Origin of the sequence: Corynebacterium segmentosum (assembly GCF_900637825.1) — a bacterium.
Lineage (GTDB): Bacteria > Actinomycetota > Actinomycetes > Mycobacteriales > Mycobacteriaceae > Corynebacterium > Corynebacterium accolens.
Genome location: NZ_LR134408.1, coordinates 423812 through 445072, shown reverse-complemented (window position 1 = coordinate 445072; position 21261 = coordinate 423812). Strand labels below are relative to the sequence as shown.

Genomic DNA, 21261 nt, shown 5'->3' with positions numbered 1-21261 from the left:
CGCTAGCGGGTGGCGCGCTCCAGCATCTCTAGGACGTGGTGGTAATCCTCGCCGGTGGCGCGGGTCATGCCCAGCTCACACGTGCGGTTGGTCGAAGCGTGACACTGCGCGCCCAGCTCCGTGACCTGGGTGGCCTCGGCGCGGGTGGCAGACTCCGTGAGTTCCGGGTGGAGCATGCCGCGGTCACCGGCATAACCACAGCAAGTCCAGGCGGTGGGGATATGTACCTCCGTGGCTGCAGCACGCGCGACCTTTTCTACATCCCCCATCATGCCGAGCTGGAATGCCGAACAGGTCGGGTGAATCGTCATCGAACCCACCGGCTGGGTGGTCTCGAGGCGCGGCAGCAGCGTATCTGCGGTAAAGCTCAGCGCATCGATGACGGTAATGCCAATGGATTCCAGCATCTCCTGAAAGCCCGCGGTGCAGCTGGAAGCATCGACGATCACGGGAAGGCGGGTATTATCTGTGGCCTCCATAATGCTCTCGCGCACGCGCTGCTCCATGATGGCGTGGCCTTTGCGCATGCCCTTTGATGCCCATGGAGTTCCGCAACAAAGCTTCTCGATGCCCTTGGGGATCTCCAGCGCGATCCCCGCCCGCTCCAACACGGTGATGAAGGCTTGCGTTGCACCCATGCCCTCGCCCTGCGGGGCGAACATGGAGTTTACGCAGGCTGGAAGGTAGATTCCCGAGGTCTCAGCGTAGCGATCTCCCACGCGCCCGGCCAGGCGCTCGCGGGACTTGCCGCCCTTGCCGAGCTCCGGCTGGTATCCCGGCACAGTATCGGGGCCGATGAGCGAGCGGGCCACATCGGTGACTTTCGTGACCAACTGTGCCGGCAACATGTGCGCGCCGGTTAGCGCCGTTGCTGCACCACGGCTGGTGACCTGCCAATTCTTGGCGGCAGTAGACCAAACCTTTTCTTCTGCGGCCCCAGCATTCTCGTGGCGCAGCTTCTTAATGAATTTACCGGTATCAATACCCACCGGGCAGGCGGTTAAGCACATGGAATCCACGGCGCACGTATCGATGCCCATGTACTCATAGGCCTCATCGAGTTCTGCAACCAAGTGTGTATCGCCACTTTCTTGCGCCCGCTGGCGGGCACGGCGCACCACGATGCGCTGGCGTGGGGTCAAGGTGAGATCCCGCGATGGGCAGACCGGCTCGCAATAGCCGCACTCAACGCACGGGTCGATTTCCTCTTCCACCGTGGGATTGAGCTTGATATTTGTAATGTGCGCATCTGGGTCATCATCCAGGATGACACCCGGGTTCATCGTGCCGGCGGGATCGCAAGCGCGCTTGAGCTGCTGCATGACCTCGTAGAGCTCATCGCCGTACTGGCGGCGCACATACGGAGCCATGGCGCGGCCGGTGCCGTGCTCGGCCTTGAGGTTTCCCTCCGCCGAAAGCACCAAGTCCACCATTTCCTCATTGAAGTTGTTATAGCGGCCAATGGCGCTATCGCCTTCGAAGCGGTCCGTTAGAAGGAAGTGGATATTGCCGTCTTTCGCGTGGCCGAAAATGACCGCATCATCGTAGGAATAGCGGGTAAAAAGCTCCTGCAAGGAGGAACAGGTATCAGCCAAATCCCCCACTGGCACCACAACGTCTTCCAAAAGCGCCGTGGTTCCTGAGGGCCTAGCCTCTGCTACCTGGGCATAAAGGCCCTTGCGGAAGTTCCACGCGGCGGTGCGAGTGGGGATGTCGGCAGAAAACTCCGCCGGTGATTGCAGGTCCAATTCGCGCAGTAGCGACGAGCCTTTATTTTCTTTTATCCGCAGCTCTTCTTTGTCATCGGATTGGTACTCGATGAGCAGTGCGGCCTGCGAATCCACGTCGAAACCGGTAATGGCCTGCGGAACCTTATCAAAGCCTTGGCCCACGCGAATGGAGGCAGAATCCATCAACTCCAGGGTGGCGGCACCGGTATCTACCAGCGAAGGCAGCGCCTTCGTAGCGGCGGAGAGATCATTAAAGACCGCCACGGTGGTCGTCGTTAATGCAGAGATAGACACGGTGCGAAAGACGGCTTCCGCGATAAACGCGAGAGTTCCTTCGGACCCCACCAACAGGTGCTCAAAAAGCTTGACTGGGCTGTCAAAGTCTAGGAAGGAATTAAGCCCGTAGCCCATCGTATTTTTCAGCTGGAAGTGGCGGCGGATGATTTCTACTGATTCCTGGTTATCGCGCACGCGGCGCTGCAGGCGGGTCAGCGTATCCACCAGCTCGGGTTCTTGCGCCTGGAATTGCCGGTCCGCATCCGCGTCCGCAGTATTGATCACCGTGCCAGAAGGCAAGACAAAGGTCAGCGATTCCAAGGTGTTATAGGTATTGAATTCGGTGCCGCAGGCCATGCCGGAGGAATTATTCGCCACCACGCCGCCGATGGTGCAGGCCGCCTCGCTGGCCGGGTCCGGGCCGAGCTTGCGGTTGCGCAGCCCCAAACGCGCATTGACCTGGCGCACGGTTGCCCCTGGCTGCACGCGCACCCGCTTGCCATCATCGAGAACTTCTATGCCCCGGAAATGCTTGCGCACATCCACGAGGAAGCCATCGCCAGAGGCCTGACCGGCCAAGGAGGTACCGCCCGAGCGCAAGGTCACCGGAATGCCCTGCTGCCGGCCCGCCTTGAAAATGGCGGCCACATGTTCTGCCGAGCGCGCTTCGATAACCGCCTTCGGGGTATAGAGGTAGTGCGAGGCATCGGAGGCATAGGCCACCCGATCGATGATGCCGGTCTTCATCTCCGGCCCATCCTGCGGAAATAATTCGTCGATCTTAAGGGTGCCGGTGGTCATTTGCGGCGGCCTGCCTTCCCAGAAAAGCATAGAAAAATGTTACGTAGTGCACATTTTCGCTTGCTTTCTCGCCGCCGCGCAAGTAAGGCAACCCATACAATTTCGGTGGCACGTAGCCCTATTGGCCTCCGCGAATCCCCCGCATGTGCCACTGACCACCCCTTGCCACCAGCACGGGGTGATCTTCATCTATCCTAGAATGCGTGTCTGCGAATTTGAATAAACACCTAGGAACGTTATCTAAGCGTGGCCGCAACCGCGTGCTGGTTGGCGACCTTGATTATGCAGGTATTACCGGCAAGGTTTATACCCCTGCGGAGGGCCAAGGCCTGCCCGCCGTCGCCTTTGGCCACGATTGGATGCACAGCATCAAGGATTACCACGCCACGCTGCGCCACCTCGCCAGCTGGGGCATCGTCGTGGTTGCCCCCAATTCTGAAACCGGCTTTTTCCCGGACCACCACAACCTGTCCGCAGACATGGAATCTGCGTTGCAGATCGCCGCTGGGGTGAGGCTGGGGACCGGCAATATCACAGTATCGCCGGGCAAACTCGGCATGATCGGTCACGGCATGGGTGGCGGCACCGCGGTTTTGGGCGCGGTTGATAACCCCAAGGTGAAGGCCGTTGCCGCGATTTATCCCGCCGTGACCGCCCCGTCCGCCGTCGAGGCCGCCCGCAGCCTCGATACGCCGGGCCTAGTCATTGGCTCTGGGCGCGATGATATTTTCAATGCCGGAAACCCCGCCAAGCTGGCCTATAACTGGCGCGGCCAGGTGGCTTACCGGGCCATCGATAAGGGCACGCAGGCCGGCTTTAGCGAAGATCGCTTCCGCAAATTAGCCATCGGTTCCGGCGCCTTCCAATCCGGCCCCACCGAAATCGCCCGCGGCCTCGTCACCGGCTTCTTGCTCTCCACCCTCGCCGGCGAGTCCGCCTATGACGGCTTTGCGGATCCTGAGGCGAGTGCGAAGAAGCTAGAAAGCTTGACCGGCGATGAACTGGCCGAGCGCGCCGGCATTTCCCGCGATGACTAAAAGCTAATTCGCTGAAATAGACCTATCCACGTCGCAGCACAGATTTCACCTGCCCCGATGCGTTATTGACACGCGTTGGGGCAGCACTATTTCGGCGCCACGTTCCAGCAGCTGCTTGCCGATGCCCCACCGCATCACCGTCCCTTCCCCCGCGCTGCTCATTTTTAGCCTGTTGCACGGCCTTGGCCGTGGACTTTTCTAGCTCGTCTTGGGCCTTAGCCAGGCTTTTTTCAAATTCCAACATGCGCCGCGCGGTGCGCTCGCGAAACCCCTGCGCGAATTCTGCAAAATCGTTATTCATTACCACTGCCCTGCCTTTCGTGCAGTCACGGATGGTTCATCTGAGCTTGGCGCTGGTGCAGGCTCGGGGGCCGGGGCTGGTTGCGGGGCTGGGGCCTGTGGCTGCGCAGGTTCCGGTGCAGGCGCTGGTGCAGGCTCAGGTTGAGGCTGCGGCTCTGGCGAAGGTGCTCCAGCTCCAGCGGCTTCCGCTGCCTGCAGGTGCTGCACCTTTTCTGGAGGCGGGGCCGGCTCTTCCACCTGAGAAAGCTCCGGAGGTGGCTCAATTGTTCCGTCTTCCGGGCAGGGTTCAGGCGCGGGCTCGGGCTGCGGCTCAGGTTCTGGGCACGGCTCCGGCTCCGGTTCCGGTTCTGGTTCTGGCTCAGGACAAGGTTCTGGTTCAGGCTCCGGTGCGGGCTCGGGTTCCGGCTCAGGCGCAGGTTCCGGTTCAGGCTCTGGGCAATCTGCATCGGCGATATTTTCCAGGCACTCCGCAGCACCCTCAATGATGAGGCCTACACCTACCAAAGCGATTCCGGCGCCGACGATTCCCAAGCTGCCGCTGCAGGAGGACTCGATGTCACAGGCCGCATCATCTTCCACGGCAGCCGGTGTTGTTGGTTCCTCTTCGCACTCAGAATCTTCCGGTACAGGCTCAGGTACTGGGTCCTGTTCAGGCTGCGGTGCGAGTTGTTGCTGTTCCGGTGGGCAGTCTTGTGGTTTGGGTTCCGGCTCAGGATTCGGATCTGCGTGCGCCGGAGTGGTCGTGGATTCGTTCTGTCGAGGCGCCTCGTTTACGAAACCGCGGCACTGTTGGCACTGGCACCCGGAAAGGTGCTGCTCAGGTGCGGGTTCAGGAGCCGGTCCTGGTTTCGGCTCCGGTTGCGGCTCGGGAGCTGGTTTCGGCTCGGGTACGGATTGTGGTTGCGGTGCCGGTTTCGGATCTGGCTTCGGATCTGGCTTTGGCTCCGGGGTCGGCTCTGGCATCGGTTCCGGCTTGGGTGGGCACTCAGCGGTAGATGCGGGTTGCGTCGGCTGCGCTGGCTGTGGCGGGTTGGAAGTGGTGTCGCCCCCGCCATCGGGCATCGGGCGCGTGGGAGCTGGCGTATCTAGGCACTTTTCCACTGGCGGTGGGCAGGAATCCTCCTCGGCCTCTGCCGGCTCGGGGCATTCCTCAGGAAGAGGCCGCTCACAGACGCATTCGCAGCGGGATTCAAACTCGTCATAGCAGGATTCAATGGCATCATCGCGGTCCCGGCACGTGCTGGCGATAGAGTCATTGGTGTCATCGATGATCTTCGCACCAATAGTGGAGACGATGGGAATAATGAACTTGGCCAGCGGGTGCCTAGTGGCCACCATGGACAAGATATTGAGCAGCGGGATGACCGCGGAAATCAGCTCGGTGAGTGCGGTATCGGAGGTATCGACGACATCGGAAATAGCGCCGGAGCATTGCTTGGCAGAGTCAGTAAGCTGCTTGCCTTCATCGCGGTGGATATCAAAATCTTTTTGAATGCCGGTCAGGTGCTCGCGCAAGGTGCCATGGGCGACTTCGGAATCATCCGTGCGCAGAAAATCCGCAAGCCCCGTGCCGCCGCCGTGCGGGAGATTTCCTCCCACCGCGGAGATGGTGTGGCGCAGTATGTTTTGTGGGGCGATTCCATCTACCGCGCTGATGAGCTCACTCAGAAGCCCCAAGGGCATGCTGGGGCCGGAGTAATTTCCCAGGCAGGCCAATTGGAACTGCGAAATGGCGGCGGAATAATCCCCTAAAAGCGATTTAGTCAGCGTACTCATTAGTCCACTGCCTTTCCGCTTTCTCCTGCAAAGGAGCGGCTAAAGCCGGCATCGTACGTGGCGAATGCGCGCATCTGATCGTGCGCTGCCTGGCCCGTGGCAGAGATATTGTCTAAGCGCCATGTTCCATTGTCATGAATGCGCGCGAGGATGCTGCGTATGCGCTCCCCGTGGCCGGAAAAATTCCGCCCAGCCGCGGCAACGGGAAAGTCTGGAACATCGGCGCGGTGGGCTTGGCGCTGTTCATCGTTGGCGCTTATAGCTTGTTGTAGTGCGGACATCGCCTCTGCGGGGCGAAGAAAAACCTCAGACATCGGTATAATCCCCAAATCCATATGCGGTAAGTGTGCTCACCTTCATTGGACTGGGGTTTATACCAAATGGTTCCCGGTACTTCTTATTTTCCTGCCTATACCGAGGCGACGACGGCAGAAAGCCTGCCTGCTACCTTGCGGGCGTGTTCTTCTTCGGCCGCTTCCACCATGACGCGGAACAGCTCTTCGGTGCCAGAGGGTCGGAGCAGGACGCGGCCGGTTTCCCCGAGCTCTTCTTCTGCCTCCACAATGGCTTGTTTGACCTCGGCAGAATCCATGATCGCCGCCTTATTGGATACCGGAACGTTGATGAGCACCTGCGGCAATACGGTCATCACGGAGGCCAATTCCTTCAGGCTCTTTCCGGACTTGGCCATACGCGCCATGATGGAAAGGCCGGTGAGAGTGCCATCGCCGGTAGTGGAGTCATCGGGAAGCACGACGTGCCCAGATTGCTCGCCACCCAGGGAGAAATCGCCGCGGTGGAGCTCTTCGAGCACATAGCGATCGCCCACCGCCGCGTGGCGGACCTCAATGCCTTGCTCCTCCATGGCAAGCGTCAGGCCCAAATTGGACATGACTGTGGCCACGAGCGTGTTGAAACGCAGGTCATTGTCTTCCTTCATGCCTACCGCGAGCAGCGCCATGATCTGATCGCCATCGACCACGTTGCCTTCGGCATCAACGGCGAGGCAGCGGTCCGCATCGCCATCGTGGGCAAGACCCAAATCTGCGCCGTGTTCGAGCACCGCTGCCTGGGCTTTTTCGATATGGGTAGAGCCACAGTTTTCGTTGATATTAAAGGCATTGGGCCGGTGGTAGATCGGGATGACCTCAGCGCCTGCTGCTTCATAGGCGCTCGGAGCAACCTTTGAGGCTGCGCCATTGGCCGTATCCACGACCACCTTGATGCCGCTCAAGTCAGTGGAGACGACCTCCTTCAGGTGCGCTAGATAGCGTTCACGGCCATCGGGCGCCTCCGAGATAATACGGCCCAGCTTGGTGCCCGTCGGGCCCTCCTCAACGAGGTTATCCATCGCGGCCTGAATCTTATCTTCCACGCTATCCGGCAGCTTCTTGCCGCCTGCGGAGAAGAACTTAATGCCATTATCTGGCATCGGGTTATGGGAGGCAGAGATCATCACGCCGAGATCCGCTCCGTAATCATCCGTCAAAAAGGCGATGGCTGGGGTAGGAAGCACCCCCACGCGCACAACGTCCACGCCGCGCGACGCCAAGCCGGCGGCGATGGCGGCATCGAGCATCTCGCCCGATACGCGGGGGTCACGGCCGATGATTGCCAATGGGCGGCGCTCATAAGATTCGCGCTGCGCAGTAAAGACCTCCGCCGCCGCTTGTCCCAGCGTCAAGGCCAAAATGGGAGTCAGCTTTTTATTCGCGAGGCCGCGAACTCCATCGGTTCCAAATAGTCGAGTCATGAAAACAATTATGCCCTGTAAGTCCCACCCGTTGCATGTTTTGGGGCATCGGCAAGCGGGCTAATTGGGTAACCAACATCACGAAAAATGTCCTTGTGATGAAAAGCAAAATTTGCTTAAAGTCGTACTTTTTGGCATTTATATGAAATTATTAGCTAGGTTATACTTCACTCTTTTGCCCTAGAGAGGATCAACGATGAACGAACCTAGATCTTCAGGTGACAAGTCACCTGAAACTACCTCGCAGAAGGCTCGCTCAGCCATTGCGAAAGCCACTTCTGGGGAACGCGCTATTCATCCAGCCCTCATTCCCGGAGTAAGTGTCGAAAACACCCGCGCCGATTTCAAGACCAATAAAACCGTCTTTGCGGTGGCCTTGGCATCAACCTTCGCCATCATCCTGTGGGCCATCATTGCCCCAGATAATCTGGCAAACACAGGAAGCACCATGCGGGCATGGGTCGTCCAAAACTTTGGATGGCTATTTACGATCATCATGATTGCCACCACGGCATTCCTGCTGACGATCGCCATCGCCCCAACCGGAAAAATTAAGCTCGGCGCCGATGATTCCAAGCCTGATTTCTCCCGGAACGCCTGGATCGCCATGCTCTTTGCCGCCGGTATGGGAATCGGCCTGGTCTTCTACGGCCCGATGGAGCCGCTTGCCCTATTCTTGACTCCCCCGCCTTATCTCTCCGGCGTCGAATCCGGCAGTCAAGAAGCCATCCTTCCTGCCTTTGCCCAGGCAGTGCTGCACCACGCGACGTTGCCATGGATGATCTTTGCGCTGGTGGGCGGTGCGCTTGCCTATGCCGCTTATCGACGCGGCCGTATCCCGCTCATTTCCTCGCTATTTGAACCCCTCATTACGGATTCGAATAACCGGGTATTTGGAAAGATCGTCGATATCTTCGCAGTGTTAGTCACCCTCTTTGGCACGGCGACCTCGCTGGGTATCGGTGCCCTGCAAATCCGTACGGGAACCTCGATCCTTACCGGCAAGCCCCTCGAAGGCAACGGCATCATGGTGGTGATCATTACAATCCTCACCATCCTTTTCATTCTTTCCGCAATGTCCGGCATCAAGCGCGGCATCCGCATCCTGTCCAATATCAACATGGGCCTGGTCATCGGCCTCGCGGTCTTCGTGCTCATCACTGGGCCGACGCTCTACATTCTGGACCTGCTTCCCGCCTCCCTGCTGCAGTTCTTCAAGCACTTCGAAGACATGATGTCCCTGTCGGCCTCCCAGGGTGAACCGGAAAAGGAATTCGTCACCGCATGGACCATGCTGTACTGGGCGTGGTGGATTTCTTGGTCGCCCTTCGTCGGCATGTTCATCGCGAAGATTTCCCGCGGGCGCACCATTCGCGAATTCGTCTTCGTCATCATGCTCGTGCCCACCACCCTTTCGCTTTTCTGGTACGTCATCTTTGGTGCCACGGCTATCAAGACTCACCTGGACGGGGATGGAATCGAGATCGAAGGTTCCGGCGAGAATGTGATGTTCGATCTCATGAGATCGCTGCCGCTATCCAGCATCACCACGGTCATCGTCCTCCTCGCTGTGGTGGTCTTCTTCAATACGGCTGCGGACTCCGCTACCAACGTCATGGGCTCTATGTCCCAATCCGGCCGACCGGTACCTTCGACCGCGATTTCTGCAATTTGGGGCGTTGCCCTGGGCGGCATTTCCCTGTCCCTGCTGCTTATCGCCGGCAAGGATGCCCTGAGCGGCCTGCAGTCCATCATGGTCTCCAGCTCGCTGCCGTTTACCTTCATCCTCATCGGCATCATGGTGGCCTGGGGCAAGGACTTGGCGCGCGACCCTGCAATCCTGCGCAGGAAATATGCCCATGCCGCCATTGAGCGCGGCACCCACTTGGGCCTCCAAGAGCACAATGGCGACTTCGTATTCAGCTCTTCTGCCGTTCCAGAAAACCACGGCGCCGGGGCTGAAATTGAAAACGATGACCCGTACCTCCACGAGTGGTACACTATCAATGCATCGGATGAATACCTTGCAGAGCAGGCCGCCCTCCGCGAAGAGCGCCGCGCCGAGCTCAAGGACTTTGCACAGAAGAAAACCAAGGACAAGGCCGCAGAAGACGATGAATAATCTCTCTGCCTAACCGGCCTTCTCCTCTAGGTTCTAGGTCCCTAGCCCGCCTCCATCGCGCTGCGCATTAGCGCTCACCGCGATGAGAGGCGGGCTTTCTCTGTCCCTACAGTCCGTGGCGCGCTGCGGCGTGCGGGCGCTTCATCGCGGCCCCGACTGAGCGCTTATGCCTCGTGCACGGCTCAGCCTCAAGAGGCCGGCCAGGTGGAGTTTGGCCGTCCCAAACGAAAGGGACACCGGCAAGAGCGATAAAACGACAAAGCCGCCGCCTCCCAAAATGGGAAGCAGCGGCAATGTATGGCGCTTGCGCGCGCAGTAGAAGCGAAATTAACGCTTGGAGTACTGCGGTGCGCGACGTGCCTTGTGCAGACCAGCCTTCTTACGCTCAACTGCACGAGCGTCACGGGTGAGCAAACCAGCCTTCTTCAGGGCGGAGCGATCAGCCGGGTTGTAGATGTTCAGCGCACGAGCGATAGCCAGGCGCAGGGCGCCGGACTGACCGGTCGGGCCACCACCGTTAACGGTGACCTTCAGGTCAAACTGGTTCTCGCGGTCCAGCAGGGTCAGCGGGGTGAGGATGTCCTGCTGGTGCAGCTTGTTCGGGAAGTACTCCGCGAACTCGCGGCCGTTAACCACGATCTGGCCGGAGCCAGCAACGAGGCGAACGCGAGCGACGGCGCGCTTACGGCGACCGACGGTCTGAATTGGGCCCTCGTGAACCGGAGCAGCGGCCTCAACCTCTGCCTCGGTCTCAGGGTTGGCGCTAGCCAACGAATCACCGATGGTGTTGGTGAACTCTTCGGTAGCGGCGCTTGCTGCAGCGATGTCAGCAGCCTCGGCTACATTGTTGTCGATGTTCTGCTCAGCCATTACTGTGCCACCTGCTTAAACTCGAAGGTTTCCGGCTTCTGACCGGCGTACGGGTGCTCATCGCCTACGAAGACGTGCAGCTTCTTGATGGAAGCGCGGGAGAGCTTGTTGTGCGGCATCATGCCGGCAACAGATTCTTCGATAACGCGAACCGGGTTGGCGTCCAAAGACTGACCCAGGGTCATGGACTTCAGACCGCCCGGGTAACCGGAGTGGCGGTAGCGCATTTCGCGGTCGCGCTTGGTGGAAGAAACGTGAATCTTGTCAGCGTTGATGATGATGACGTGGTCACCGGTGTCAACGTTGGGTGCGAACTGTGGCTTGTGCTTGCCGCGCAGCAGGTCTGCCACGGTGGAAGCAAGCTTGCCCAGCACCACGTCAGTAGCATCGATGACGTACCACTTGCGGGTGATGTCACCGCTCTTTGGGTGGAAAGTAGACAAAATGACTCCTTGAAAGTCTGTCTCGGAACTGCCGGCCAGCGCTAAGCATCCATTCGCTTCCCAACAGCGGCCGGTGGAGACCTGCGGGAAGCGCTTCGCCAGCTGCTTGCCGACGAGCGAACACATAGGGCTACAACTTTAGCCGCTATCGGAGTAAAAGACCAAAACGCCGAAACCGGCACCTTTCCAGGAAGAAAAGGTACCGGCAAAAGAGGTTCTATGTGGCGGTTTGTGCAAGTGGCGCGGTAGGGGACGGCGGCTGCGTTCGCCTCCTGCCGGATGGATACGGGCACGGGCACCGCCCGACTCCCCTACTGCGCTTTAAAGAAACAGGCTAGATAGATGCTGCCAAGGGTGCGTTAACCCCAGCTAGCGGCGGCGCGGCGGTTGACATCGCTCATGGCGTCATTGCCCTGGGACACGGTCTTGGAGATGGTTGCCAGCACCGTATTGAGTTCCTGTGCCGCCTTATCCCACTTGGCCTGGGCCTGGTTATAAGCCACTGCGGATTCACCTTCCCAGGTGCTCACCATGGGCTGAAGGCGGGATTTGAGGTCGGCCAAGGTGCTGTTGATGCGGCCGGAGGTGGCGTTGATATCAGCTGCGGCAGAAGAGATGGCGCCGAATTGGTACTTGATCTCGGACATGTGGAAAATGGTTCCTTTCGAAATTGCTAGTGAAGGTGGCTTGGTTACAGGGCGAGGCCGCCGCCAACATTGGAGAAGGCCTGGGTGTTTTCGGCTTCGACGTTGTCGAAGTTGTGGGCATTGCTGCGGATGTTTTCAGAAATCGAGGTCAATGCCTCGCGCAGTTGCTGCGCGGAGGTGTTGTAGCGCTGCATCAAGTTATCGAATGAAACCTGTGCCTGGCCGGCCCAGCTGCCGCGGACAGAATCCACTACACCCTGCAGGCGGGTGAGCTCGCCTTGGACTTCGTCATTGGTGTTATCCACGCGGCCGGCGGTGGAGACCATGACATCGGCTTGTGTCTTAAAAGTCTGAGACATAACAGTGCGCCCCTCCTTAGGGCGGGAAGAGATGTTGAGTGTGATTTCCCCCGAAAAAGCTTCTGTGCTTTCTCACCGTTATTGGACTGTGCTCAGACCCATTTGGTTCCCGGGACGTTAAAAACTTTTCTGTTTATTTCTTACTCAGGGATTCGGTGGCCATCCGGCACGCGGCTTTTTGCACGGCATTGGCATTATGACGGGTATGGCACCCCACCGACATGTGGTGCCCGGTATCTTCCCAGATGGTCCATTCCACAACGGAGCCATCGCCGGGGTCTTCTATATAGTGCAAACGCCCTGCGTCCTCGGATACATCGCGCAGTTCCGGATCCTTGTCTACCTGCGCTTTGATTTCATCAAAGAGTGCCCTGGCTGGCACGTTAAAAAGCGAGTCCGCCGCTAAGAGAATCCTTAAATCAGGGTCTTCTCCTGTGGCGGTCACTAGGCCTTCCTCCACAGTGGCCTGAAATCCGGTGGGAAGGACGACGGACAGCCCTTCGATATCAAGGCGCTTTTCGCCTGGGTTGAGCTCGCCGTCACCGCCCGCGTCGCCAGCCGCGTCCGCGTTGCCATCGCTGCCACCACCGGATTCTTCCTTTGGCACGGAGTCGGCGGCGCTCGCAGCGGTGGCACTTCCAGCGGCGGTGCCGGCCTCGCCGCCGTCCTCATTATCGGACGCATTCGCCCCCATGGCCCACCACGAGGCGCCGACGACGGCGAGGATCACCACGACGATGGCGACATGAAACATATCGATGGCACCTATCCAGCCGCGCAGCTTATCGGCCCACCGCGTGCCTGTCCCCTGCCCTTTTTCTGCTCGCGCACCAGTTCCCGGGTCAGCCGTTGTTTCCGTGCGGCCCGTGGAAATATCCATCTGGGCGGTGGGCGCGGATTCTGGGGCATCCGCAAGTGCCGATGCCGCCGCTACTGCCGACGGTGCCCCTGCCTCGCCCGCAGCCGATTCAGCCTCTCGTGCTGGAGTTGATTCCGGTGCGGGTGTTGCGTCCTGCTGCCGCACGCGGGCGCCGGCTACATCGAGTTGGCGGGTAAGAATGGTGACGGCCTCGCGGGAGACGGCGGTGCCAGAGGGATCCGCGATGACGGATACGTCCACGTCCGGCCAAGCGGATCCAGCGATCTTCGCAATCTGGTCCATGACGTGGCCTAAGGCCTTGCCTTCTACGATGCCGGTCCCGGCGAGATCGTAGCGGTACACGGTCTCTGGGCCTTCAAAGATGGTGGCCGCATCCATAACGGTCACCGTAATCGTTGCCGCTGGTGAGGAGATAGGTGTTTCTGTAGACATTTATTCTTCTCCTTCCCCATAGACCACCTGGGCGATTCCCAGGTTTTCGCCGCGGATGCTCCACTGCCCGCGCCCGGGCGGCTGGTGGCTGGGCTTGAGCCCGAAGATGGTGCCTTCGTCGCGGTCGGCATCGAAAAGCAGGAATGCGGGTTGCAGATCGCGCACCGCGGAAAAGAATTGGCCGAACAGTGCCCGGCCGATGCCGCCGGATTTTCGGGCGATGACCATGTGCAAGCCGATGTCCCGCGCATGAGGCAGAAGATCGAGTAAGGGTGCCAAGGCTATATCGCTGACCAAGTCCGCATCATCGATCACCACGTAAATATCCGGGCCCTCCCACCAATCGCGGGCGGCGAGTTGCTCTGGGGTGATATCCGGCCCCGGCAAGCGTTGTTCCAGCGTGCGCACGGTATTAACGATTGCCTCCTGCGCGCTTGATTGCGTTGCGGCATAGGCCGCCACCATGTCCTGATCCAGCGTGCCCAGGTGAGCGCGGCGCTGATCGATGACCACCAATCGCGCCGCCTCCCGCGGAAGGCTACTAATCCCGCGCATTATCTGTGCCAAGAAATTGGACTTGCCGCAGCCTTGGGCGCCGATGGCAACTAGGTGCGGCTCGCGCTCCGGATTCCACGCCAAGGTGGAAAGGTCGCGCCCGCCGATGCCCCACGGGATGCCGCCAGTAGGTGCTTCGCCATGGGCGGCGAGCGCCTCTGGGGTCAGGACCGCCGGCAGCATCTTCAAGCGCGGGGCGGGAACGGCGTTTGCATGCACGCGGCAGATATGGGCAATATCCTGATTCGAGGTGTGGGCGAGCAGCATATTTTCGCCGGCCTGTGTCAGCCCCCTGCCCGGCGCGCTGGGCAGTTTTTGCTGCAGCTTGCGGTCAATAAGCGAATCGAGCGCCTCGCCCAAGCGCAGCTCGAGGCGGTTCGCAATGAGATCCCTAATCGCCGGCCGCATCGTGGTCCACCGGGAGGTCGCGATGACGACGTGGACATTGGCGGAGGCGCCATCAGCGACGATATCCGTAATGGATTCGGCTATATCCTCAAACTCCGCATTGGATGGACCGATGTGGTGCCAGCCATCGATAATCAAGAAGGTCTCGCGCGATTCCGGCCGGCGAATAAACCCGGCAACCTCATCGACGATGCGGCGGATCTTTTCGCCTTCCTCGCGCCCGGCTACCCCGGCAACGTGCGGTAACCGGTCCAGAGCGGCTAACTGCCCACCGCCCAAGTCGATGACATAAAAGCGGATATCTTCCGGCCGCCGGTTAAGCGCCAGAGAGGAGACTATCGTGCGCAGCGCACCGGACTTGCCGGATTGCGGTCCCCCGCACAGGGCAAGGTGGCCGCCGTGTTGGTGAAAGTCGATGACTAGTTGGTCTTGGCGCTGGTAGTACGGCCTATCGATAATCCCGATCGGCGCGGATAGTTCCGCTGCATTGGAACCCGCATTCTCCATATCGAGGGACGATAGTTCAATGACCGGCGGCAGCGGAGGTAGCCAGATGCGGTGGGCCTCCTGGCCGCGTGCGGCGGCCTCTTCGCCGGCGGCGCGAACCACCTCAGTAAGAACCGATGTGGATTCATCCATCACCACAGCAGGAGAACTCTGTGCAGCGGCATCGTCCTGCGCCCAGCCTGTAAAAAGCTCCACCCGGCGCGGCGGGCCTGCGGGGTTGCCGTCCTGGTCCGTGGCCGCGTGCATCCCCGTGCCAGGTGCAGCCCGGCGCGCGAGTGGCCCTGATACGTAGGAAGCCTGAAAGCGGGTGAGATCCTCGGCATCGGATTTCAGGTAACCGGCGCCGGGTTGGCCGGGAAGGTGGTAGGCATCGGTCACGCCAAGGACCTGGCGGGATTCGGCGGAGGAAAAGGTTTTCAGGCCGATTCTGTAGGACAAGTGGGAGTCCAGCCCCCGCAAGCGCCCTTCCTCGAGCCTTTGGGAGGCCAAAAGAAGGTGCACGTGGAGGCTGCGCCCCAAGCGCCCCACGGCAACGAAGAGCTCGGCGAAGTCCGGGTGCTGGCCCAAGAGCTCGGAAAATTCGTCGACGACGATGACCAGCGCCGGCAAGGGCCCATAGTCCCGCACGGCATCCGCAGAAGCGTTGTACTCGCCCACATTGGCAAAGTTGCCGGCGGTACGCAGGAGTTCTTGACGGCGGTTCATCTCCCCGGAAATGGCATCGTACATGCGCTCTACCAGGGTGGATTCCTCTTCAAGGTTGGTAATGACCGCGGAGGTATGCGGCAGGCGATCGCAGCCTAAGAAGGTCGCACCACCCTTGAAATCTACCAACACGAGATTGAGTTCATCCGGGCTATGCGTGGCGGCAAGTGCGGTCACCAGGGTGCGCAGGAGCTCAGATTTACCGCTGCCCGTCGCCCCGATGCATAGGCCGTGCGGCCCCATTCCGCCATGCGCGGATTCTTTGAGATCCACGGTCACCGGCTGCCCGATGGAATCGATGCCGATGGGCACCATGAGCCGCGAGGCACCATCGCGCCCGTGCCACATGCCGCTGGCGGCCAACTCGTCCACGCCGCTGTAACCGAGCAGCCCCAGCAAATCATTGCCCCGGCGCCCAGAGGTGCTATCGGGGCGGCGAAAGACCGCCATCCGGCGGGCCATAATCGTGGCCGCGGCAGTGCCCAAACTATCGGGTGTGCCTAGTTCTTCCACGCCCGCGGCCGTGACCGCCTGCAGGGTATCCGCCGCGACGAGGCACAGGCCTTCTTGTTCCGCGCGCAGGCTCAACGCAGACGACGGCGCGCCGCCTACCTCAATGACGGTGGTATAAGAATCGCCGTGGAAGAAGTCTTCGGTGCCGGTGGCCAGGAGGGCATCGACAAGCACAATGCGAAACCGCGCCTTATCGGGCTCCCGGGTATGCGGCAGCCATTTTAGCCACTCCCACTCGCCGCCGATGGCCTCAACCCCGATGGTCTCGGGACCGTGCGCCAGGGCTAGCTGCATGACGAGGGCGCGCACCGTATCGCGGGCATTATCGCCGGTAAAGGATAAAAACCTAAAGGCCTGCAATTGGATCACCACCGGGAGATCCGGCACGGTGCCCACCGCCTTGATGGCCTGGCGCATGCTCACCGCACAGACCGGGTCCAGGTCCTCGGTCGCACCAGAATCAGGCACGTTGATGGGCGTGCACAACGTGGTGGGCCCAGTGCCCACGCGCACCTCCAAGGCATCCGGATCATCAGGCCCACGCTCCCACATGCGCCGCGATCCCACCAGCGGTTCCAGCCCCGCCGGATCCGGATGCCGGTACAGCTCGTGCGCACGCTGCGCACCGGCATTATCCAGCGCCTTTTCCCGCAGCGCCTTAATGTGGCGCAAGTAGGTCCGCCGGGTTTCATCCGGGTCCTGCCCGCTATTGTGCGGCCCAAACATCATGGCCATACTGGCCAGCATCATCAGCGGAAACATCAGGGATACCGGGCTGATATGCCGCGAATCGCCCGCGCCCAACACCATCAGCGCCACCATGCCCAACATCGCGGCGATCATCACGATGGGCAGCAGCAGACGCACCAGCGGCACCGGCTGCGGGCGCACCGCTTCCGGAACTTCCTCTGCCTCGATGGTGCCGGTGGGAAGCGGCGGTGGCGCGTCCCGAAGCGGCATGGACAATGGCTCCACGATGTGGGTTTCCCCGATCCCAAGCATGGGCAAAATCCTCCCCCGATCCACACGCTTAGCGCCCTTGGCCCCCTGCCAAGATTCCCCGCGCTGCGGTGGACACGACGCCACCAGTAAGCCACAATATGTGGCATTGGGCAAGGGGGACGCCCACAATCATGAGACAATTCGGGGGAATTATGACCGCTCCAACGGCGCATCACCTGCGCCTTACCATCCGCATCCACGCCGATTCCTTCCACAAGGAAGCAGACGTGGCATTGCCATTAAGCTCCAGCCTTGGCGAGCTCATGGCAGAACTTACTGACCTTGTCGATGCACCCGCGATCGCCTCGCCGTGGCGCGCCAGCACGGCCTCTGGGCGCACCATCGACCTCACCGCACCGCTTGCCGCCACGCCGCTAGCGGAAGGCTCCATCCTGGTGCTCACCCCGCGCGAGGAGCGGCCCGCGCCCGTCATCCGCGACGCCGCCGAGTCCCTCGCCGCCCAGAGCCACGACGACACCACCTCCGCCATTCCCATCGTCTGGGCGTGGGCGGGGCTTGCCGCGGCCTTCGCCGTCGCTTGGGTGCTCTCGCTCCCAACCGTAGCCTGCTCCGGGCTTGCCATCGCGGCCTTCGTGCTCGCACTGTGGACGCGGGCGCTATCGCTTGTCATGCTCACCCTGGCGGCAGGGGCGGCGAGCGGCTGGGCACTTATTTCGCCCGCGCTTGCCGATGCCCCCTATGCCGCCCTCACCACCAGCGCCACCCTGCTCGCGGCGTTATTGGCCTGCCACCTCACCCGGTTAAGCACGGTACGCATTACCTCCGGCGCGCTCACCATCGCCGGGCTAGTGCTCATTGCAGCCGTGAGCTACCTGCTTCCTGGGCTCAGCGGCAATTCGGGCATCGGCACGAGCCACGGCACGGCAGCGGCTGCGGGCGCCGTTATCGCAGGCGTCATAATGCTTGCCACCGCCCCCGCGCTGACCATCGCCACCGCGGGGCTCAAGGTGCCGCAATTGCCCACCGCTGGCCAAGACCTCGCCGTCTCGGATGAACTCCAGCCCGATGTGGACGATCGCGCCACCCGCGCCGGGTACGCCTACGAGGGCATCTGCTGCGCAATCGCGCTCTGCCTCATCCCGGCCCTTATCGCGCTCAGTTTCACCGGCACCGGCACCCTCGTGGCCACGGACGGGACCGTGGACGATGCGGGATCCGCCGCTACCATCGGGTCTCGCATCGCCGTGCTTTTCGGCACCGGTTTAACCGGGCTCGGCTTCGTCCAAGCACTCTGCGTCTCCGTTGCCGGAACGGTGGTCATGCACGCCGCGCGTCACGGGCGCGTGCTTGCTAGCTGGGCTCTCATGCTCGTCGCCATGGTTGCCTGCCTCACCGCCTGTCTGTGCGCTGTGCATGCGATTGCCGCAGATGGGCTTGCTGGCGCTTGGGCGCCAACGGTGGTTGCGGCCCTCCTGCTTACCGCGATGCTAAGCGCACCACTGTGGACGGCCAAAATGAGCGAGGTGGAACCAACGACCATCGCCTGGTTCGAACGCATTGAGTCCCTCACCATCGCCGCCTGCCTGCCGCTTGCCGCGCACCTCGCCGGAATCTTCGAGCTCATCAGGGGGCTGGGATAATGCGCCACACCCGCTCGCGTCGTTCTTCCGCACTACCTGGTTTCAGCGGCGGTTCAAGGCTTGCTGCTTGTGCCCTCACCGCGTGTGTCCTCGCCGAAACCGGCGGCTTCATCGCAGCAGCTCCCACCGCGCCCATCGCGGGCGCGCGGGAACCGGACCGGGAATGCGCCACCGCGCATCCTTCTCCCCTAGCGCCAGAGCCTTCCGAGGACCAGCGCGCCTACCGCTCCCAGCTGCATTCCTTTGCCACTGGCGAGGGCATAAAGGTAGCCGTCATCGATACCGGCGTTGCCCACCACGATCAGCTGCCGAATCTCACCGCAGGCGCGGACCTGGTCACTCCGGAAGAACCGGATCCGCACCGAGATTGCGACCTGCACGGCACCGTCGTAGCCGGCATCATCTCCGGGCACGATATTGGCATCGCCCCACGCGCTGAGATCCGCGCCATCCGCCAAACCAGCGCGCATTATCGCCAATACGATGGCACGGCCGGCGAGTCCGACGAGGACAGCACCACCGGCTCGCTCGATACATTGGCCAGCGCCATCGATCATGCCGTGGAGGACAACGCCCAGGTGATCAATATTTCCGTCGTGTCCTGCGTTCCAGAGAAGACCGCACAGCGCATCGATAGCTCCCGCTTAGATGAAGCGCTCGGCCACGCAGAAGATGCCGGCGCGGTAGTCATCGCAGCTTCGGGCAATATTTCCTCCGGCACCTGTGAAGAAGGCGATCACGTCTTTCCCGCTGATTCACCAACCGTTTTATCCGTTAGCGCCCAAGAAGATGCCCACGCGCTGGCTGAGTACTCCCTCACGCCTGCCGATGGCCCACAATTATCCGCCCACGGCTTCGTCCCTTTAGCGCTTAATCCCGCCGGTGGTTGGGCAGACGGGAAGAACCAGCAGGATTCCCTGGCACAGTTCCACGGCACCTCGTTCGCGGCCCCGGTGGTTAGCGGCACCGCCGCCTTATTAGCTGAGCGCTACCCAGACGCCAGCGCCGCCGATATACGCCAACGGCTCCTCTCTGCCGGCGAGCCCGGCAACGGTTTCATCGATCCGCTCGCCGCCCTGACGCATATCGATGGCGAATATGCCGCACCCGCGCGCGATCTGACCATCCAACCCGCCAAAGACGAACACTCCCCAGCGGCGAGCCGCACCGGGTGGGTGCTCGGCGGGTTAGTTCTGCTGCTTACCGGCTTGGCGGTTGCCCGCGGGCTACGCCGACCCAAGTCGGCCTAGTGGCTGACCTGCAGAGCTTCGTCCCGGTCCAAGCGCGAAGCCTCTGGCAGTAGCCGGATGATTTCCCACGGAACTTCCGCCCCAATACCGGTGCCGAGGGCCTCCAAGAGTTCCTTATTGTCCACCGCATGGCGCTGCCCCGTAGGCGAGACAACGTGATAGCCATGCCCGGTATCCACGCCAACTCCTCCTGCCGATAGCCCACCAAAACGTTCCGCTACGCCCTCACCGGCGAGCGCTACCGTTCCGGGGTTCTCGGTGACCGTCGCTGCGCCACCGTCGCTATCGGCGCACATCCAGCCCTCATCTGGGTCAACGAAGTCAAAGGTGGTGGCGGGCAGGCGGAAGTTTAAGGGGGCATCGGCAAGCGAGCCTACCTCTTGCGATGAGACTTCTTTGCGCGTCGCGCCGTAGCTAACCAACATGTCAGCCTGGGTGGCAGAGAGCTCGGCGACGCCGTCGTCCGTCCGGGCCCACTGACCCTGCCCGGTATCCATGATGTCCGGCAGCGGATCGGGAAACGTCAGCGGCGGCTGCTCTGCAAAGGCATTGAGCAACTCCGCGGGAACGGGCCAGGCATGGGTGCTCCCGTCGATGCCAATCCCGCGGCGGATGACCCGGCCCTCCGTGCTCTGCGCATCGGGCAAGCGCACCCGCCCGTCCGCGGTGAGCAGCCACTGCGCACCATCCGTTTCTGCGAGCGCGGCGCGCTTCTCCCCAAAGCCCTCCTGTGGCGGATCCGCCACCACGATGACCTCTTCTTGGGCAACCTGTTGGCCATCGATGCTGGTCGGGTTATCCGCGGGCTGCTCATCGTGGCCGGCAAGGCACGCCGCCCACGAGCGCTGCGGGGTCTCGCCCGGTGCGGCCAAATAGCCAGGCGCATCCGAAATCCCCACCGGCGTGCCCAACGAGGCCTCACGCAAATGCTCGTCCCCAATGGTCTGCGCCTCGGCCGCTTCGCCGGCGATGATCCGCGCGGAAGACAGGTTATAGACGGGGTGGTACGTATCGTTGACGTCCACGAAGAGCTGGCCTTGCTCCGAGCGCACGATGGGCGCATCCCCTGGCTGCGGGCTCGGCTGCAGCCAAGCCAAAAGGCCCGAGCCGACCGCTAAAAAGGCCACTCCTACTCCGCCGAACATCATCGCCTTGCGGCGGCGAGCCAGCGGATCGTGGATCATACGGGTATCGCCCAATACGAGCCCGTGTTCCACACGCCGGCGTAAAAATTTATGGCCCGAGACTTGGGCCTTGGTCGTTGGCAATGGACGTGCCATGAATTTCCCCCCGA

At 61.4% G+C, this 21261-nt stretch carries 16 protein-coding genes; 4 read left to right on the top strand and 12 right to left on the bottom strand.

What is annotated here, in order from left to right:
• Positions 1–2: 2 nt before the first annotated feature.
• The gene (locus EL217_RS02235; protein ID WP_126320010.1) at positions 3–2807 is read right to left on the bottom strand and encodes an FAD-binding and (Fe-S)-binding domain-containing protein; all 2805 of its coding nucleotides are present in this window, start codon (positions 2805–2807) and stop codon (positions 3–5) included.
• Between the two features lie 203 nt (positions 2808–3010).
• Between EL217_RS02235 and EL217_RS02230 the strand changes: the two genes are divergently transcribed.
• Positions 3011–3844: a dienelactone hydrolase family protein gene (locus EL217_RS02230; RefSeq protein WP_126318318.1), complete on the top strand. Its 834-nt coding sequence runs from the start codon at positions 3011–3013 to the stop codon at positions 3842–3844.
• Positions 3845–3866: 22 nt separating this feature from the next.
• On the opposite strand, the gene EL217_RS02225 is transcribed toward EL217_RS02230, so the two are convergent.
• The 4 genes from EL217_RS02225 to glmM all read right to left on the bottom strand — a co-directional run bounded on the left by EL217_RS02225 (position 3867) and on the right by glmM (position 7673).
• Positions 3867–4145, bottom strand: a complete 279-nt coding sequence (locus tag EL217_RS02225) for a hypothetical protein (RefSeq protein WP_023016768.1) — start codon at positions 4143–4145, stop codon at positions 3867–3869.
• Positions 4145–5920 carry a hypothetical protein gene (locus EL217_RS02220; RefSeq protein WP_126318315.1) on the bottom strand — a complete coding sequence of 592 codons (1776 nt, stop codon included), beginning with the start codon at positions 5918–5920 and terminating at the stop codon, positions 4145–4147. The genes EL217_RS02225 and EL217_RS02220 overlap by 1 nt, the downstream gene beginning before the upstream one ends.
• The gene (locus EL217_RS02215; RefSeq protein ID WP_034653448.1) at positions 5920–6234 is read right to left on the bottom strand and encodes a hypothetical protein; all 315 of its coding nucleotides are present in this window, start codon (positions 6232–6234) and stop codon (positions 5920–5922) included. Before EL217_RS02215 ends, EL217_RS02220 begins: the two co-directional genes overlap by 1 nt.
• A 95-nt stretch (positions 6235–6329) precedes the next feature.
• Positions 6330–7673, bottom strand: a complete 1344-nt coding sequence (gene glmM, locus EL217_RS02210; protein WP_005277129.1) for a phosphoglucosamine mutase — start codon at positions 7671–7673, stop codon at positions 6330–6332.
• Between the two features lie 196 nt (positions 7674–7869).
• Between glmM and EL217_RS02205 the strand changes: the two genes are divergently transcribed.
• Positions 7870–9795: a BCCT family transporter gene (locus EL217_RS02205; protein ID WP_126318313.1), complete on the top strand. Its 1926-nt coding sequence runs from the start codon at positions 7870–7872 to the stop codon at positions 9793–9795.
• Between the two features lie 327 nt (positions 9796–10122).
• Here the strand turns inward: EL217_RS02205 and rpsI are convergent, their stop codons facing one another.
• The 6 genes from rpsI to eccCa form a co-directional block, all read right to left on the bottom strand.
• Positions 10123–10665 (bottom strand): 30S ribosomal protein S9, encoded by a 543-nt coding sequence (gene rpsI / locus EL217_RS02200; protein WP_126318311.1) that lies wholly within the window; start codon positions 10663–10665, stop codon positions 10123–10125.
• The gene (gene rplM / locus EL217_RS02195) at positions 10665–11108 is read right to left on the bottom strand and encodes a 50S ribosomal protein L13 (RefSeq protein ID WP_126318309.1); all 444 of its coding nucleotides are present in this window, start codon (positions 11106–11108) and stop codon (positions 10665–10667) included. The genes rpsI and rplM overlap by 1 nt, the downstream gene beginning before the upstream one ends.
• Positions 11109–11467: 359 nt before the next feature.
• On the bottom strand, positions 11468–11755 hold the full coding sequence (locus EL217_RS02190) for a WXG100 family type VII secretion target (RefSeq protein WP_005277116.1): 288 nt from the start codon (positions 11753–11755) through the stop codon (positions 11468–11470).
• 44 nt (positions 11756–11799) lie between these two features.
• Entirely contained in the window at positions 11800–12114 is a 315-nt protein-coding gene (locus EL217_RS02185; RefSeq protein WP_005277114.1) for a WXG100 family type VII secretion target, read from the bottom strand.
• 133 nt (positions 12115–12247) lie between these two features.
• Positions 12248–13426 (bottom strand): type VII secretion-associated protein, encoded by a 1179-nt coding sequence (locus tag EL217_RS02180; RefSeq protein ID WP_126318307.1) that lies wholly within the window; start codon positions 13424–13426, stop codon positions 12248–12250.
• Complete coding sequence (eccCa, locus tag EL217_RS02175) at positions 13427–17116, bottom strand: type VII secretion protein EccCa (protein ID WP_126318304.1); 3690 nt, start codon at positions 17114–17116, stop codon at positions 13427–13429. It lies immediately after the preceding gene.
• Between the two features lie 152 nt (positions 17117–17268).
• Here eccCa and EL217_RS02170 point away from each other — a divergent pair, with 152 nt between their 5' ends.
• Positions 17269–18717, top strand: coding sequence for a type VII secretion integral membrane protein EccD (locus tag EL217_RS02170; protein WP_126318302.1), 1449 nt, complete (start codon positions 17269–17271; stop codon positions 18715–18717).
• Positions 18717–19967 carry a S8 family serine peptidase gene (locus tag EL217_RS02165; RefSeq protein WP_126318300.1) on the top strand — a complete coding sequence of 417 codons (1251 nt, stop codon included), beginning with the start codon at positions 18717–18719 and terminating at the stop codon, positions 19965–19967. Before EL217_RS02170 ends, EL217_RS02165 begins: the two co-directional genes overlap by 1 nt.
• Here the strand turns inward: EL217_RS02165 and eccB are convergent.
• Positions 19964–21247, bottom strand: coding sequence for a type VII secretion protein EccB (gene eccB / locus EL217_RS02160; protein WP_126318298.1), 1284 nt, complete (start codon positions 21245–21247; stop codon positions 19964–19966). The two genes, EL217_RS02165 and eccB, sit on opposite strands and share 4 nt — an antisense overlap.
• Positions 21248–21261: the final 14 nt, after the last annotated feature.

What these genes read in the sequence shown, in the direction of transcription:
- EL217_RS02165 (WP_126318300.1), top strand. Translation starts at nt 18,717, where the DNA reads ATGCGCCACACCCGCTCGCGTCGTTCTTCCGCACTACCTGGTTTCAGC.
- EL217_RS02190 (WP_005277116.1), bottom strand. Translation starts at nt 11,755, where the DNA reads ATGTCCGAGATCAAGTACCAATTCGGCGCCATCTCTTCTGCCGCAGCT.
- EL217_RS02185 (WP_005277114.1), bottom strand. Translation starts at nt 12,114, where the DNA reads ATGTCTCAGACTTTTAAGACACAAGCCGATGTCATGGTCTCCACCGCC.
- EL217_RS02220 (WP_126318315.1), bottom strand. Translation starts at nt 5,920, where the DNA reads ATGAGTACGCTGACTAAATCGCTTTTAGGGGATTATTCCGCCGCCATT.
- EL217_RS02205 (WP_126318313.1), top strand. Translation starts at nt 7,870, where the DNA reads ATGAACGAACCTAGATCTTCAGGTGACAAGTCACCTGAAACTACCTCG.
- EL217_RS02170 (WP_126318302.1), top strand. Translation starts at nt 17,269, where the DNA reads ATGACCGCTCCAACGGCGCATCACCTGCGCCTTACCATCCGCATCCAC.
- EL217_RS02225 (WP_023016768.1), bottom strand. Translation starts at nt 4,145, where the DNA reads ATGAATAACGATTTTGCAGAATTCGCGCAGGGGTTTCGCGAGCGCACC.
- EL217_RS02180 (WP_126318307.1), bottom strand. Translation starts at nt 13,426, where the DNA reads ATGTCTACAGAAACACCTATCTCCTCACCAGCGGCAACGATTACGGTG.
- eccCa (WP_126318304.1), bottom strand. Translation starts at nt 17,116, where the DNA reads ATGCTTGGGATCGGGGAAACCCACATCGTGGAGCCATTGTCCATGCCG.
- eccB (WP_126318298.1), bottom strand. Translation starts at nt 21,247, where the DNA reads ATGGCACGTCCATTGCCAACGACCAAGGCCCAAGTCTCGGGCCATAAA.
- EL217_RS02215 (WP_034653448.1), bottom strand. Translation starts at nt 6,234, where the DNA reads ATGTCTGAGGTTTTTCTTCGCCCCGCAGAGGCGATGTCCGCACTACAA.
- glmM (WP_005277129.1), bottom strand. Translation starts at nt 7,673, where the DNA reads ATGACTCGACTATTTGGAACCGATGGAGTTCGCGGCCTCGCGAATAAA.
- rpsI (WP_126318311.1), bottom strand. Translation starts at nt 10,665, where the DNA reads ATGGCTGAGCAGAACATCGACAACAATGTAGCCGAGGCTGCTGACATC.
- EL217_RS02235 (WP_126320010.1), bottom strand. Translation starts at nt 2,807, where the DNA reads ATGACCACCGGCACCCTTAAGATCGACGAATTATTTCCGCAGGATGGG.